At 48.1% G+C, this 16,305-nt stretch carries 15 protein-coding genes and 1 pseudogene; all 16 read left to right on the plus strand.

Annotated elements, in window-relative coordinates; all coding sequences use genetic code 11:
- Positions 1-534: 534 nt before the first annotated feature.
- The 16 genes and pseudogenes from ACP59X_RS00670 to ACP59X_RS00745 all read left to right on the plus strand — a co-directional run bounded on the left by ACP59X_RS00670 (position 535) and on the right by ACP59X_RS00745 (position 16,305).
- A complete protein-coding gene (locus ACP59X_RS00670; protein WP_428563612.1) occupies positions 535-756 on the plus strand; it encodes a hypothetical protein in 222 nt (73 codons plus the stop codon).
- 39 nt (positions 757-795) lie between these two features.
- Positions 796-993: a hypothetical protein gene (locus tag ACP59X_RS00675; protein WP_428563614.1), complete on the plus strand. Its 198-nt coding sequence runs from the start codon at positions 796-798 to the stop codon at positions 991-993.
- 29 nt (positions 994-1,022) lie between these two features.
- Positions 1,023-1,400 (plus strand): DUF6573 family protein, encoded by a 378-nt coding sequence (locus ACP59X_RS00680; protein WP_428563616.1) that lies wholly within the window; start codon positions 1,023-1,025, stop codon positions 1,398-1,400.
- A 470-nt stretch (positions 1,401-1,870) separates the two neighbouring features.
- Positions 1,871-2,632 carry a DUF5131 family protein gene (locus ACP59X_RS00685; protein WP_428563618.1) on the plus strand — a complete coding sequence of 254 codons (762 nt, stop codon included), beginning with the start codon at positions 1,871-1,873 and terminating at the stop codon, positions 2,630-2,632.
- A gap of 239 nt (positions 2,633-2,871) precedes the next feature.
- Entirely contained in the window at positions 2,872-3,480 is a 609-nt protein-coding gene (locus ACP59X_RS00690) for a bifunctional DNA primase/polymerase (RefSeq protein ID WP_428563620.1), read from the plus strand.
- Positions 3,481-3,560: 80 nt separating this feature from the next.
- Complete coding sequence (locus ACP59X_RS00695) at positions 3,561-5,486, plus strand: AAA family ATPase (RefSeq protein ID WP_428563622.1); 1,926 nt, start codon at positions 3,561-3,563, stop codon at positions 5,484-5,486.
- Positions 5,487-7,228: 1,742 nt separating this feature from the next.
- Entirely contained in the window at positions 7,229-7,606 is a 378-nt protein-coding gene (locus ACP59X_RS00700) for a hypothetical protein (protein WP_428563624.1), read from the plus strand.
- A gap of 335 nt (positions 7,607-7,941) precedes the next feature.
- A pseudogene (locus ACP59X_RS00705) lies at positions 7,942-8,442 on the plus strand (tyrosine-type recombinase/integrase); the annotation flags it as partial.
- Between the two features lie 848 nt (positions 8,443-9,290).
- Positions 9,291-9,527, plus strand: coding sequence for an LPD7 domain-containing protein (locus tag ACP59X_RS00710; protein WP_428570014.1), 237 nt, complete (start codon positions 9,291-9,293; stop codon positions 9,525-9,527).
- Between the two features lie 318 nt (positions 9,528-9,845).
- Positions 9,846-10,775 (plus strand): sulfite exporter TauE/SafE family protein, encoded by a 930-nt coding sequence (locus ACP59X_RS00715; RefSeq protein WP_428563626.1) that lies wholly within the window; start codon positions 9,846-9,848, stop codon positions 10,773-10,775.
- Between the two features lie 19 nt (positions 10,776-10,794).
- On the plus strand, positions 10,795-11,169 hold the full coding sequence (locus ACP59X_RS00720; protein ID WP_428570018.1) for a PadR family transcriptional regulator: 375 nt from the start codon (positions 10,795-10,797) through the stop codon (positions 11,167-11,169).
- A gap of 397 nt (positions 11,170-11,566) precedes the next feature.
- A complete protein-coding gene (locus tag ACP59X_RS00725; RefSeq protein WP_428563628.1) occupies positions 11,567-11,959 on the plus strand; it encodes an ArsR/SmtB family transcription factor in 393 nt (130 codons plus the stop codon).
- The gene (gene chrA, locus ACP59X_RS00730; RefSeq protein WP_428563630.1) at positions 11,952-13,145 is read left to right on the plus strand and encodes a chromate efflux transporter; all 1,194 of its coding nucleotides are present in this window, start codon (positions 11,952-11,954) and stop codon (positions 13,143-13,145) included. The genes ACP59X_RS00725 and chrA overlap by 8 nt, the downstream gene beginning before the upstream one ends.
- Before the next feature lie 81 nt (positions 13,146-13,226).
- Positions 13,227-13,781: an RNA polymerase sigma factor gene (locus tag ACP59X_RS00735; RefSeq protein WP_428563632.1), complete on the plus strand. Its 555-nt coding sequence runs from the start codon at positions 13,227-13,229 to the stop codon at positions 13,779-13,781.
- 167 nt (positions 13,782-13,948) lie between these two features.
- Entirely contained in the window at positions 13,949-15,106 is a 1,158-nt protein-coding gene (locus tag ACP59X_RS00740) for an efflux RND transporter periplasmic adaptor subunit (RefSeq protein WP_428563634.1), read from the plus strand.
- Positions 15,103-16,305 (plus strand): ABC transporter permease, encoded by a 1,203-nt coding sequence (locus tag ACP59X_RS00745; RefSeq protein WP_428563636.1) that lies wholly within the window; start codon positions 15,103-15,105, stop codon positions 16,303-16,305. The genes ACP59X_RS00740 and ACP59X_RS00745 overlap by 4 nt, the downstream gene beginning before the upstream one ends.

Below are 16,305 nucleotides of genomic sequence, written 5' to 3' on the forward strand. Positions count from 1 at the left end.
GGTTGTCCAGGCAGCCCGGTCCCGTGATGGGCCTCCCAGTACGCACTGCGCTGCCGAACAAGGACCGCGAGGCATAGAACGACAATGACTCCACGCTGATTCTGGACTTTTGGACTTTTCCAGCGCCTGTTGCGAAAACGACGCTCCTGCCTGTCCGCTTCTCCATGCCTTTGCGCTTACGGTGTCTTCCCTTGGCTGGTCATGCTGGCCTGTATGTCTGGCTCTCACATCTGCCTGACTGACGGGACACTGATGCGCCATCTGCCGCTGGGGCAAAACCGTAAATCCTAGGGGTGAGCCATCCCAGCCTGATCCTGGACTTTTGGACATTTCCTGTACCTGCCCGAAATAAGCCGCTTCCGGTGACTGGGTGCTGCTGCCAAGGCGTCCGTCAGCAACATGACGAGCGTGCCCCCGCCCCTGCCCCTTGCACATGCCCCGGCCACGGCCTTTGCCCCGGCCCATGCCCGTGACCTCGGCTTTGCCCCGAGGGTATCCTCTCTTGGCCCCGATTCTCAAGATCACGAGGTGAGCATGCCGCCCAATGCTGAATCCAACGACAAGACGCCCGAACTGGTCGAGGACATCGTCCAACGTTTTCGCCCCATCGAACAGCTCTTCGACGTCATGGGCGCGGCGGACTCTGGCGTCCAAGGTGTCTTTGTGCGCCGTTGGGCGGAAATAGGCATGCAGCTCGCCACAAGCTTTCGGGAATACCTCGACCAGATCGTCGCAACGTCCAGGAAGGACGACTGAAGTCCTGGTCATTAAATTAAGTTCACGGAGGTTGAAAGTATGAAGCTTCTTGAATTAATCGCCGGTATTGTCTTTGGTGCTGTAGCTGGTGGAGTCCTCAAGATGATTACTAGTGGTGGCGGTGTCATTGTTGGTCGGGACAACATTCGAAATGCAATTAAAAAAGAAGAACGGAATCTTCGTGGACGATTCGACAACTTGAAAGTCACCGAAGACGACCCGAAGTTCTACGAGTAACAGCGAACTTGCCCCGAGGAGAACCTGCTATGGACGACTGGCCAATCATTTTCAGCTACACCCGCGCCCAGGCTATCGCCGACGGTGTTTTGATCGACGTCACCGCCAAAGCCGCCGAGATGGGCTTCAAGGTGAATACGGTGGTCACCGACCACCTCTATGGGGATTACATTGTGCCGCCGGCCGGGTTGGAAGGGGAAGGGCAATCCATTGAGGGCCGGCTTCACGATCTCCTCTTCCGCACCCTGCTCGCAGCGAAGGCTATCAGGGACAGCGACCGCGTCGAATTCGACGTCCTGTTCCTCATGGCACCGGGACGTTGGGACACGGCCCATGTCGTGGCGGTCATCGGCCCCGGCGACCAGGGCGAGCCGGTCATGACGATCATGCTGCCAGAAGACGACTGATTGTTCAAAGATACCTGATGGATGGTTTTAAAATGACACGCACGAATTCTATACGAAATTACGATGAAATTGCTGCGTGGCGCTCAAATCCCGCTTTGCGCAAAGTGGAGGGAAAGCAGTCCATACGAAGGCAAATTCGAGTCAAAATGGTAAATTGAAAAGTTATGAGCCGGAATTTTGAGCACTCATACCTCAGAAGACATGGCAAGGTGGGAATAGGGGGATGCGCTAGCGAGGTCGATGCAGCGTCGAAAAAGCATTGACGGTCAAGAGCATCTTCTTCGAGTGTAATATCTTGGGATGGTCGCAGTAAAGTTAGATGTTAAATTATAATAACGCAAAAGAAGCGCGTTGGTTCGATTTGGAATATTTTGGCTCAAGGCTATTGTCTTTTGTCATAAAATATACAGAAATAATTGTTATAGAAAGACAATTTTTGTTTTGGTTCACTTTTAACAGGAGGATAATGGATGTCTAGCATTTCAAAAATTAGCTGGACAGATGCGTCTTGGAATCCGACAACAGGTTGCACAAAAATAAGTCTTGGCTGTGACAATTGTTATGCAGAGTCAACAGCCAGAAAGTTGCACGGAATAGGTTTTAAAGAGTATGAAGATGTTTTCAGTGTTAAGACTCATCAGCACAAATTATATCAGCCGCTCAACTGGAAGAAGTCGAAGAAGATACTTGTGAATTCGATGGGTGACTTATTTCATCCTGAAGTGCCGCTGTCGTTTATCGTCGATGTTTTTTCTGTGATGAACCAAGCTTCGCAACATACATTTCAATTGCTCACAAAATATGCCGACAGGATGGTTGAAATCGCTCTTGATTTAAAATGGAGTGACAACATATGGGCCGGGGTGTCGGTTGAAAATCAAGATTATGTGTGGCGGATTGACAAATTAAGAGAAGTGCCAGCCGCACATCGATTTGTTGTTTTCGAGCCGCTCATCGGTCCAATTACAGAATTTGATCTAGCCCAAATACACTGGGTTATCGTTGGAGGTGAAACTGCAAAAAATTCCAGATTAATGGATATCGGCTGGGTTCGAACCATCAGAGACGTTTGTACAAATCAAAATATTCCATTCTATTTTTCAAAATGGGACAAAGTAAACGCCAAGCGATTTGGAAGAACATTAGATGGTATTGTTTACAATGAATTGCAAGATACAGGTGTAAAATTATGCAAAAAAGAGAATCAAAATCTAAGTGCCTCAGAAAGTTGATTGCAGAAATAATTAAGTCGCCATCGAGCAGTCCTTACACATTGTCTTATGACTTAGCCGCTCGCAAAATAGATATGTCGCCGCAGGTGATATATTATTACCTTAATAGATGGAACTTGAGATCGGAAAGTAGTCGAGTAGAATTGCAAAATGATTATGAAAATAGAAAGAAAAACAAATCGAGCAAAACAGAAGAGACTCACTCGCGTCTGTCTTGTTGAAAAGATCGGAGAAAAAATATGAATAAACTGCTGTTTAATGAAGAAGAAGCTGCCTTAATTAATAAAGTGAATTGTGGCGCGGACGAAAGAATTTTGAAGTTTTCGATACTGGCGAGAGAGTTTTCGCTTATCCCTCTTTATCTCGCGCATGAGAATCGAAAAATGTTAAAATGTCCAGCCGAGTCAGGGTGGCTTGTTTACTGTGCATATAAGAGAGTATTTGAAATTAAAGATTTTGTTAATAGGAATGCAGGAATTACTTGTGGGCATGCAAGCCGGTTGATTGTAGTTGATGTAGATAATCCGCGCGAATTTAAATTGTGGTGCCAAGAGAATGCTGTTTCAAAAAGAACATTAGAAACATTTACTGCCAAAACTGGCGGGAAAGGTCATCATTTGTATTATCAATATCCAAATAGCCAAACTTCTTATGTCTGTAAATGTGTTAAAAACGATCATGGCAAAGCTATATTTGAAGTTATGGGAATCGGCGGCTATGTCGTTGCCCCTGGATCAATTCACCCAAACGGCAATATGTACTTTATCGAAAAAAATATTCCAATGCTCAATGCTCCAAACTGGATATTGGACCTAGCTCATACAAGCAGCTTTGTACGGTGCTTTTAGAAGTTAAGCGTTAGAAAGAAAATGGGTAGAGGGGAGGCAATAGGCGTTGTCTCCCCTTTTTTTTGGAAATGGAGAAATTTATGTCTGAATTACTATTTGACGATGAAGATGTCGAGTTTATTAATAAAGAGAATTGCACAGAGAATGAACGATTGTCGAAGTTTTCAATGTTGGCGCGAGTGTTTTCAGTAATGCCATTACATATGAAGCACGTCGACCCCAAAAGGCTCAAATCGCCCATAGAAGATGGCTGGCAGCGCTATTGTTCCAACAAGAGGACTTTTGCTTATGAAGATTTTAGGGACAGAAATGCCGGTATCGCTTGTGGGATAGCAAGCCGGGTTATTGTTCTTGATATCGATGAACATGACGAATTCCCTCTGTGGCTTAAAGCTCATGGTGTTGAATCGTATCCGCCAGAGACATTTACAGTACGATCTGGCGGTAAAAGTCTGCACCTTTATTACCAATATCCTGGAGAAAGGGGAGTTGTCTACGGGTGTAAAAGCGTCAAGACTGAAAGTAAAACAACAATTTTTGATATTAAAGGATGGGGTGGTCAAGTAGTTGCGCCTGGATCAATTCATCCAAGTGGCTGCATGTACTCCATCTTGAAGAATATGCCCATAAAAGAAGCGCCTCAGTGGATACTAGAAATGGCTAGGCGTGACAACAAGAGAAGGGCTATGAAGGTAGATGTTAAGAAGAGTGTCGAAACAGAAAATAAAGTATTGCAGAAAGTAAATATTTTCGATTTGCCAATCCCGGCTGAACAAAAAATCAACATCTTAAAGCAATATCCCGTTGGAACTCGATCCGAAGCTGAAATGTCTGTCATCTGTAGTTTGGTGCGCGCAAGTATTGATGAAGACACTGTCTCCGCAATTTTCGAAGATGCTACTTACCCAATCGGAGAAAAGCATAGAGAATCGGGGCAGCATCGGCATGAAAGATTACACAGTCAAATTGAAAAAGCTAAAAATATTGTTGCTGTAGAATCTGCGCCGAAAGAATTGAAGCTCATGTCTCTCGGGTCGATATATGATAGGAACCTGAAATTAGAATATCTTGTCGAAGGACTATGGACTGTTAATGATACGCTGATGCTTTTCGGTGCTGGGGGCACCGGCAAGTCACTTTTCGCGCTGAACTTGGCGATTGCTCTGACTGATCCGTCTATCACGTCATTCATGGGCAAGTTCCCGGTGAAAAAGAAGTGCAAAGTCCTTATGCTGCAGTCAGAAGTAAGTATAGCTGGGTTTAATGATCGAGTCAAAAAAATATACGGGAACAAAATATTGCCGATTGAAGTAAGAGAGAATATCAAAATGGTGGCATATTCTGACGACATCATGACTTCGGGAGATTTTAACAACGACAAGTTTTTCGAAAGTATCAAGAAAATATTAACTGAAAATGATCAGGACGTACTTGTCATAGATCCGCTGATCAGCTTTCACAATGAAGACGAGAACGCTAATACGCAAATGCGTCGAGTACTCGACAGGATCAAGATCTTAGGACAAGAGACAAAAACATCTATCTTGATAATTCATCATTCTGGCAAATCAAATCTTGGCAACAATAATTCGGGAGGCCGTGGAGCAAGTAGCATCGGCGATTGGGCTTCGAGTAGCATCGAACTGAAGGTTAAGGACAAAAGTAGCGATATTTACGAATTAGTTCATCGAAAGTCCAGAGATTTTAAAGAATTTGGTAGCATCATCCTTCGTAGAACTGAAAGTCTCGAATTTAAACTCTATGAGATAGCTGGAATTGACCTAGATAGTCATGACAAAATCGTTTTGAAAGCCCTAAATGAGTTTGAAAATACGCCTGTCAATCAAAAGACACTCGCCGAAAAGATATGTGAATTAGTGCCAGGAAAAGGTGAAAAATCAATTTCTAGAAATACTGCGATCAAATGGATAAAAAATGCGATTGAGCATTCGGCAATACGAATTGAGGATGCTGATACTATGCAGAGGATTGTGTTATGCAGCTAACCATTTGGAATTATTTGTAATCCAAATAATCCTTTTTGGATTGGACTGGATTCATTTTGGATTGAAAACTGAAATAAAAATAATATGTTACCGCTGCGATCCAATCCAATCCAGAAATCCCTTGGATCGTGTAACATGTTAATATAATTTGAAATCCAAAATCCAAAACGCTTAATATTTATAGGGGGAAACTTTTTGTTTCCCCTCCCTATTAAATATGATGCATTGTCCTGAAAAACAAGCAAAAGATGTGTGTTTTTGAGTTGTGACAATATTTAAGATGTGTTCCGCGTGGATTTGGATATGCGATCCCTAGGTATACTTTTATTGGCTCCATCCAAATCATTTTGGATTGGAGATAGTGTAATACAAAATCATTCAGATCATTCTGCTTGAGAATATTGTCTGACATTATTAAGTTATTTAATCTCAACAAAACTTTAACACACAGAGGGGCGCTTGGAAGTAGCTACTATTAATATTTGGCAACATTCTCTTTCTACAGACAGAAATAAAAGACTATATTATTGGATATAATAGACGATCTGGACGTTTTTAAAAAATAACCAGCAATCAAGTCTTGATGAAACATTATGCGCAAGCTGAATTGATTTTTAACGTATTCAAATAATTTAACAAATATTAAGCGTAGTTAAAGTGTCATGGGTGCCTTGCATTAAGTTGTCGGTCAAGTGTTGCTGAAAGTGCAAACGAGAGATTCAACCTAAGAATCTTTCGCGGTCAAGAAATAAAAATGACTCAAGGTCAAAATTACCTGTCGGCTCCATCGAACAGGAATTCTTGAGAGTTATCTAAACAATATGAAGCGATTCAGTTGTGAAAGGGATTGAGACCGAAAGATTGGCCCGTATTCATGATTTTCATGAAGAAACCACGGTGGCGCATATGATGAACGAAGTTCATGGCAAACTGAAGTTTACTGATTATATTCAGTTCTGAAGACATAGATAGGTATAATGCCTTCTGGCCATATGTGTGATTAGGTTCGGGACGGTTTTGAAAGACCTGACTTGAGACCAAGGGAAGTCCTCTTTAAAAGCCTTAGGGCAAAAGCGTTGGAGTCGCTAGTTTTTAAGGAGGATGGCTGCGTATCTGTAAGGGATACGGCAAGAGATGTAATATTTGTAAATTATTTGAAGGTTAAAAGAAAATTTACGCAACCGCGATTGTTCAAGGCGTGACTGCTAGTGAAAACTTACAATCATGGTCGACGAAGTAATTCAATAAGAGCAAAAACATCTCTTGCTATAGCCGAATACGGGCAAACCGTCTGTTCGGTTGTGAAGGGCGCTTGATCCGGCGACGAATCATTCGATCCTGAAACTGCTGTCTTCCCTGGTGCATCATGAACACCAGGGCGGCGGCAGGACTACGTAAATCTATTCAGAGGACCTCGCCTTCGGGCCGGGTCCTTTTTTTGTTTCAGAAAATGATCAGGGACAGCTCTCCACCCATGCCCGGGAAATCTCCTGCCCGGCAGACCCCAAAACCGACCCTCTATACTCCCCGTCCTGGGCCGTTTGGGGATTGACCCATGACTTACCCTCCCCCGTGACCGAAAACCCCGGAAAATTGATCCTGGGGCCAATTCACGTTTTGGCCCCGGGGAGAGCAAGCTCATCCTGCGCAAGATAATGCAAAAAGCATTATTGAGCCTAAATTCTTGAACTATCTTCCAGCCAATACAGAAATTATCAATCAAACCAAACAAAGGAGCTTGTATGAGCAAGAAGAACGATAACTCGTCTGCGGATGAACAGGAAGTTCCTGAAAAGAAGAAGATCGAATCGAAGTACAATCCTTCGATGCTTCGCGAGTGCATCTTCAATGGCATGGATGCTTCGGCAATTCTGGCAAGAATGGAAATCAAACACCGCCAGACTCTGAAGCAATACGTCCTCAAGTTGATGAGTGATGACAAGACCTACTATGAGGTCAAGGGGCTTTACCTCAAGAACTCGCGGCGGCCGAAGGTGAACAACAAATTGGAGCTCAAGATTTATCTGAAGAATCTTGACCTTCAAGGACTTATCGTCAGCGACGGTGATGAGTTCTCGGTTCTCGCTGAAGATGGAAAGATCATTTTGACGAAGGTCTAATTCGTTTGGTCTTTAACATAGTCATATCGAAAGATGTGGCTATTTTTTCGCTATTCGGCGCAAGGTTATGTTTATTTGTCTAAAATTATACAGAAATAATCAATGAGGGGAAAGTACGTTTATATGTAATAACGTACATTGGGATTTTTGAAATGGTTTTCTGGAAGAATTTTAGAGGGTTATTGTCGAGTCTCCCAAGGGCTTCCCTTGAGGAGCTGATTTGTAAGTACGATTTTCAACTCCCTGGAAGAGAACAGGGAATTGGAGGGGGAAATGAAGGTTGAACCGATCATTGATCTGAAAAGTGTGAAGAGCATCAAGAAGATTCTTAGTGACTCATGGAACACGCGGAACCGCACATCAAGTGGGCCATGGAGGTTTGCTTCAACCTGGGAACGCGCCCCGGCCCGTCGGAGCTCTTCGCCCTGCGCTGGGAACACGTTGACTTTGACGATGGCACGGTGCGGATTTATGCGACGAAAACGAAGACCTACCGGACGGTACCCGTGACGGCGGCATTTCTGACGCGCCTTAAGGAGGTGCGTGAAACTTCGACCTCCGGGTTTATCGTCGAGTACAAGGGGAAGCCGGTGACGACGATTAGGAAGGGATTCGGCAAAGCCTGCGAGCGAGCAGGGATCACGGTGGATGCCAGGATGTACGATCTGCGGCATCTCTTCGCCACGACCATGCTGGCCAATGGCGCTGACTTGGCGGCGGTGTCGAAGCTGATGGGACACTCGACGGTGAAGATGACCGCCGATGTCTACTACCACTACCTTGAAGGAGAAAAAGAACGGGCCGTTGAACTCTTGCCTGTTTTAGAAAGCGTTTAGAATGAGGGGGTATATTGGCAAGAAGCTGTTGCTGTGGTTGGTTTTTTGTTGTTTTGTGGTTTAATGTCTAACATAAAGTGGGGTTTTTATGGCTACGCAGAAATGTTTATGGGACAGCTCTCATGTTTTTGAATCACCAGACGACGGCGTTAGCCGTCCGCTTTGTCCGACTTGTTATCATAATGTTTACAAAGGCGTATACCAAAAGACGATGTCGTTGACTGATTTTCTTTCAGATATAAAGGCAATCAAAAAAGGTCATAAGTACGTTGTTGCGACAGAAAGTTACTATACTAAAGTGATTGCAAAGATGGCTATCTTGAAATTAGATGTGTGAATAATGTTATCATTTGAATATTTTCTGAAACGTGAGTCGTAGTAGCGCTAGTTGTATTTGTGCAAATATCAATACAAGCAATATTGAGTGGTTAAATTTGACCTTTTGTATATCGATGGTGAACTTCTCTGGCTGGGAAGTTCACCATTTTTTTACGATGAGATGACTGTGTTGTGGCCGTGATGAAGGAGATAAGATGAAGGCAGTCTCGCTTTGATGCAACACATCGGCCATTCTCACCAGTATTACAGAGCAAAGTGCTTCCCGCAATTTACTGAAGTTGATGGACACGGTCCTTTGTACGTCCAAGGATGGGATGGGCTGGGCTGGGAATGTACAAACTCCGAGGTCAGTCAGCTTGGCCAAAGAACAATTGTGCATTCCGACTTCCACTGGCCTGAGTTCACAGACGCGGCGGGGACTCCTAGCCGAGGCTAGAGCCTGCGAATTAGCAGAGTTGGAGGCTTCAATGGGATGAAAACAGTTTGTTTCAGACTTCACGAGTTCGACAATTGACACCAAGGGGACGGTGTTCATCCGTTTGGCCAGCGGAGGGACAATCCGCGACACGGGAAAGCAAATCACATATTCCGCGCATGATGAGGTCGCTCGGGAGGCCGCCTTGCTTTTTGCTCAGACCAAGTGGGGCAAGGCCTTACGGCACAAAGGGAACGTCTTGTTTCCTGCAGGCCGATTGAAAATAAGTTTATCTCGGAAGCTCGAGGAAGATGGCCCTGTGATTGAGTAATAATTGGGCAGTATCCCGGAATCCATAAGTCGATCTCCCGACCGATAGCTTCAAGGCATCTCGTGCAGACCAAACGGTCGTGTCCGTCAACGTTTCGTACGGGGCATCGTATCCCAATCATAGGCCAACATATCCCCTCTTGGGCCGAGAGCCAAGCCATCAAGGCCATGCCTGCCCATCCAGATTCGCCCCGCGAGTCACCGATCACACAAATCTTTGACCCCTCGATTGACATCCCAAGCGGATTCGATATGTTTCGTTTAACTCACACGTAAAAAATAAAATACGTGTGAGCCATTTTCCCTTCCGGAGGTCGCCATGTTCTTCCCCACCGCCGGCATTGAAGTATCCTTCTGGGTTCCTCCTCTGGTGGCTTTCGGAGTATCTTTTTTTGCCTCAATGGGCGGAATTTCCGGTGCTTTTCTCCTGCTCCCCTTTCAGATGAGCATACTAGGCTACGTGAACCCTTCCGTCAGTGCCACAAACCAAGTCTTTAACGTGGTTGCTATTCCCAGCGGAGTTTATCGCTACGTCAAAGAGGGGCGTATGGTCTGGCCTCTGGCGTGGGCCGTGATAGTGGGTACTCTTCCCGGGGTGTTCATCGGTGCCATCATCCGGGTTGCCTATTTGCCCAACGCCAGGACATTCAAACTGTTTGTGGCGTGTGTCCTTGCATATATTGGACTGCGTCTTGTTCAGGGATTGCTAAAGAAGACCACGGGTAACACTGCGGTTGCTGAGCGTAAGTTCCAAGATGCTGCGAAAAGAGGGTGCGGGACTGACGCGAATGAATCTTGCGCCAAAGTGATCCAATTTAATGTGACGAGATTAGTGTATGAATTTCATGGTGAAGTGTTCGACGTCTCAACAATCGGTATTTTCACTTTAAGCTTTGTGGTCGGTATCGTTGGCGGTGTCTATGGAATTGGAGGAGGAGCCATTATAGCCCCTTTTTTTGTCTCTGTTTTTGGGCTTCCGATTTACACGGTTGCTGGGGCGGCTTTGATGGGCACATTTGTAACTTCAATCGCCGGGGTGACTTTCTACCAAGCTATTGCGCCATTCTACCCGACGATGTCTGTTGCTCCCGATTGGGGACTCGGAATTCTCTTCGGCATTGGGGGAATGGTTGGCATGTATTTTGGTGCGCGGTGCCAAAAGCACGTCCCTGCCAAGACAATCAAATGGATGCTTGCATGCGTCATCCTGTCAACCGCGACAAAGTATGCGTTTGATTTTTTTCAATAACGAAAGGTCCGCACAAGCTATGTCGTCGAAGCACAATAGACTCGGAAATGAAAGATATGCCCAGGCGGCTATTCTAATTATTCTCTTTGATAGAAACATGCACGGCTATGAAATTGCACAGAATCTTCATGGAATGAGTCTTTTTAGCGGTGGATCAGAAGAAAGGCCAGGGTCAAAATCCAGCAAAATATATTCACATCTTCGCAAAATGGAAGACGAGAGCTTGCTCATATCGCAATGGAAAACCGAAGGTCCAAATAAACCGAGGAGGGTCTATTCTATCTCGTGTCAGGGAAAGATTAGACTAAGTCAGTTGATGACAGAAATTGCATTTGACCTTTCTTCGCTATTTGAACTTGTCGAACGATACAGAATGCTGGCTAGTCAACATTAAAGACCGATAACGCTTTGTCTTGTAACGCATTTCCCCGCCGCCCAGAAAGTAGGGGTTGAACCGGTTCCTTGGTCACTTCTTTCCCGCCAGTCAAAATTCCCTGGTCCCAGGACCACGTGGCGCGCCGCTCGTCGCATCCATTCGCATTGATCGTACCGATGACCAGCAAAAGCCCCATGGGCCAAATCTATCATCAAAAGGCCGGCCCACTTAAAACAGTTCCTTGGAATAATTGAAAAATTTTATTCCAGCGATTCAGTCGCTTTGCCTAGTCGTGCCTAGTGACACAAGTTACAATCATGGCGACTTCTCGCTCGGGAATGCCTCCCGCCATTGACAGTAAATGCAAGAAACATTAAATAAATAAAAATTATCTAAATTAAATGAGGTGGCGATAATGCAATCCGCTGTCCAGGTTTTCAAGGCGTTAGCGGACGAAGGAAGATTCGCGGTGATTAACCTACTGCTATCTAATGACTTATGTGTCGGAGGGCTGGCCCGCGAATTAAAGATAAGCGAACCGGCGGTCTCCCAGCACCTCAAGAAATTGCGGGAATGTGGCCTCGTAACCGGGGAAAAACGCGGCTATTGGACGCATTATTCTGTCAATACTCAGAAACTGCTTGATATTACACGAGAATTATCGAGCATGGCTGCAAAAACACGGAATCCGGAAGGGACCTGCAGGAAGAGTTCTTCGGCCGGGGAATGTTGTTGTGCCGCTCATGGCACAAGTCCGGTGATTGAAGACTTGCGAAGCCAGACGAGTGAAGGGGCAACCGATGAATAGTCCAATAAATTGCCATGAAAATGATGAATCCACACATCCGGAAAGTCTGGTAACATTATTTCTTAATTTCATCCGACTCGGTTTAACTGCCTTTGGCGGCCCGGCCATGATTCCCTATCTCCGAAAAATGGCTGTCACTCGATGCCATTGGATTGATGAGGATGATTTTCGGGTCGGTCTGGCCCTTTGTCAGGCAATTCCAGGGGCCACGGTCATGCAGCTTGCTGGTTATATCGGTTTCCGGGCGAGAGGCATCGCTGGGGCGTTAAGTGCCTTTTGTGGTTTTGGGCTCCCGGCGTTTGCCCTCATAACAGGCTTATCTGCCATATATTTTCGATTCCATAATCTCCCTGCCCTTTTGGCCGCTTTTGCCGGACTCAAGGTCATCGTGCTGGCAATTCTGCTCAGTGCCTCCATCGATTTCGTCGGCAAATACATCCATGGGCTGCCCGATAAATTCTTGGGCCTAGGCGCAGCGATAGCCTTTTTAGGAAATATGCATCCGGCCTTGGTCATCCTGGTGGCGGCGACTCTCGGTATTGCCACGTTTCGCAAGGATGTCGAACCGAAAACTGTAAAAATCAGAAGACGAGAGGATGCACGCCAACGCGACGCCCTCGTGGTCCTTACGCTGCTGCTCCCCCTGGCAATTCTCTTTTTGTGGCTGTATCATCAAGAATTATATCAACTGGCGATCATTATGATGGGCGTCGATATCCTGGCCTTCGGCGGCGGTTTTGCCGCGTTGCCCATCATGTTGCATGAAGTGGTCGTACACATGGGCTGGCTCACGGAGCGAGTCTTTCTAGACGGCATCGCTCTGGGACAGGTCACCCCTGGCCCCATCGTTCTTACTGCTGCTTTTGTCGGGTATGGGTTGTGGGGAGTGTTGGGTGCGTTTGTTGGCGCTGTAGCCATCTTTACGCCCTCTTTCTTGTTGTTGCTTTGGAGCATCCCATTTTGCGACCGTCTATTGGGCTCACGATATTTCCGACGTGGCCTGCGGGCAAGCTTGGCTACGCTGGCGGGACTGATGGCCGCCGTTACCGGCACACTGTGCCTTGCCGTCCCCTGGACAGTCCCTGCCGCCTTGCTCGGTGCAGCCGCGTTTGCGGCCCTGCGGCGCAATGTCGACGTGCTCTGGGTGGTCTTGACCGGAACGGGCCTGTCCCTGGTCCTATTTTGAGCCATTGATGTTATGCAGCGATGCGAGCACATGTAGAACATCGTGAAAAGAGATTGCACTGGCCTGTCCAGCGAAGAACTCATGTCCTTGGTGCAGGATGGCGACAGGATGGCTTTCACCTGCCTGATCCGTCGCCATGAGACCTCCGTTTTCAGAATCATCTATCGATTTTTCGGAAAAGAAGACGTGGCCAATGATCTGGCCCAGGAAGTCTTTCTACGGGTTTGGCGTCATTGCGGGAAATACGTCCCGGCAGCCAAATTCACCACATGGCTATACACGGTGACCGCGAATTGTTGCCGTAGCGAAGCGCAATCGCTATGGCGACGTAATATCCGGCTCATCGGATCATTCTGGACTGCCGGCGACGCTGCCGCTCCGGAATTCCCCGAACCCATCGCCCCGACGCCCTCGCCAGAAGACGCGCTCCTCCAGGCAGAGCAAAGCCAGCTGGTCCTGGCCGCCATCCGGTCCTTGCCCAACAACCAGCGACTGGCCCTGGTGCTCAAGCGATATGAAGAATTGTCCTACCAGGAAATTGCGGCAATTCTGGGCTGCTCGGTCCCTGCCGTGGATGCCCTCCTGGCCAGGGCCAAAGCCAGTCTTTTGAAAAAATTGGCCGCCCACCACAAATAAACCGCAGGTTTTTTCTCTTTCGCCGGTTCCACTTTTTAGGAGCGGCCAAAAGTCAGTCCCGGCCAATGGTAGTGGCTCCTTTGGCATCGGGCTTGGCGCGGTCATGCCCCTTTCTGTCCTTGGCGTTCAGGCTGCTGCCTGACCAACCGGTTTGAGGAATCGTACCCATGCAACGACCCGGCAAAAAGTATTGGATTGCGGCGGCCGCTCTTGTAGCAGCGGCTGTTTTGGCGAAGACAACCTTTTTTGCGCCCGTTTCCGTAAAGGTCACCAAGCTTGCCAGCCGTGATCTGACGGCACAGGTTTATGGTAATGGAACGGTCGAGGCCAAGATTGTCGTGGGGATTTCCAGCAAGATCACGGGGAAGATTGTCGAACTCCAGGCGGACCAGGGTGATCTGGTCAAGCAGGGCTCGCTGCTGGCCCGGTTGGAAAACGACGATTTGTCCGAGCAGGTGCGCCAAGCCGAGGCCTCTGTGCTCAAGGCCCGGGCAGCCCAGAACGTCGAGGAAGCCACCTTGCAAAAGGCTCTGGCCAATGTGGAGTTGGCGAAAAAAAACGCCGAGCGCTTCGAACGCCTCCTGGAGAAGGATTATGTCCCCAAAAAAGATACAGAAGAACTTCAAGTCGCTTTCCATGTAGCGAAAGAGGAAGTCAGCCGGGCAAAGGCCGCCCTTGAATCGGCCCGGATGGACGAGAAACTGGGAACAGCCAGTCAGCGGTTTGCTCAAGCGAAACTCGCAGATGCCCGGATATACGCCCCCAGTGATGGATTGATTCTGTCCAGGGACTTGGAACAGGGGGCCATCGTGACCCCGGGACAGACCATCTTTCAGTTCACAGACCCCAGAACGGTATGGATCAAAGCCAATGTCGATGAATCGCACATGGCGGGGGTGCTGGTCGGAAACACCGCTGTCATCACATTGCGGAGCGCCCCTGGCGAACAGTTTCCAGGACGGGTCGCCCGGATTGGCCGGCAAAGCGACCGGGTCACCGAGGAATCCGAAGTGGATGTGATCTTTGAACCACCCATTGAACACTTCCGACTGGGAGAGCAGGCCGACGTGTTCATTGTGACGGGCGCGAAAAACGGCGTCCCCTCGCTTCCCTCCGTAGCGGTTGCCTCACGCGGTAAGACACGCGGGGTATGGGTTCTCAAGGACGGTCGGCTTAATTTCAAGACCGTGGACATAGGCATTGAGGATCGGCGGGATTTCGTGGAGGTGCGAAACGGCCTTGAGGAGGGTGAGCAAATCGTTGTCGCTCCAACGCAGGCCATGAATGCGTTTGCAGAAGGGCAGCGGGCCAAGGTGTTGCCATGAATCTGGCCGTACGCGACATCCGCTACAACAAGGGGCGTTTCATCCTGACGTCTCTGGGGCTCGGGCTGCTCATCGGCGTAGTGATGAGCATGGGCGGCATCTATCGCGGCCTGTTTGCCGACGCCATGTCCATCAGCGAGGCCACCGCAGCGGACATCTGGGTGGTGCAGCAGGACACTAATGGCCCGTTCGCTGAAAATTCCCGCGTTCCAGAAGACCTGAAATACCGCATTGCCGCCGTGCCCGGCGTGGCTGAGGCTTCGCCTTTATCCTTCCAGACCATTCAGGTTGATCGCCAGGGCAAGTTGTTCCGGTTCTTCCTGGTCGGCTACGACTTGCAAGGCCTTGGCGGCCCTCCGGCTATCCTGGCTGGCCGGGGCATTCGACAGAAGCATTACGAGATGGTGGTTGCTCAGGGGATGCAGATGAAGCTGGGTGATACCATCCATCTCGGCTTGCATGACTATACGGTGGTGGGCATAACTGGGAAAATGGTCTCTTCCGGTGGAGACCCTCTCGCTTACGTGAGCTTGGCTGATGCCCAGGATATTCAATTTAAAAAAGACAACAATGCCATTCGCAATGATCGGGCCAGGAACGCGGCTACCTTAAGCGACATTAAAACACTTTCTCCTCCGCAGGCTGAAGCTATGGCCTCGGTTATTTCCGGCATCACCGGATCAACCCACGTGGTGAACACTGTTGTGGCTCGACTTGCCCCGGGGGCGAATCTCGAAGTCGTGCAGGAACGGATCAGTCGCTGGAATCACTACCGGGCCATGTCCGAAGCCGAACAAACCCGCATCCTGACGATGGGCCTGATCGAAAAGGCGCGAATGCAGCTGGGTCTCTTTCGGATTATCCTGCTGGTTATCTCGGCGGTCATTATTTCGCTTATCATCTACACCTCGACCATCGACAAAATTCGGGTCATCGCCACACTCAAGCTTATTGGTTCTCCCAATGGGGTGATTGTGGGTATGATCCTGGAGCAGTCCCTGCTCATGGGGGTACTGGCCTACGGCATCGGCTATGCCCTGATCACCTTGACCTATGAAAAATTCCCGCGCCGCATCGTTCTGGATGCTTCTGACCTCCAAGGACTCTTCGTCCTCATCCTGGCCATCTGCACCATTTCAAGCTTGGTCGGCATCCGCAAGGCCATGCGGGTCGAACCGGCGGAAGCCCTGGGAGGCTAG

It is taken from the genome of Solidesulfovibrio sp. DCME (assembly GCF_049995385.1).
In the GTDB taxonomy this organism is placed as follows: Bacteria; Desulfobacterota; Desulfovibrionia; order Desulfovibrionales; family Desulfovibrionaceae; genus Solidesulfovibrio.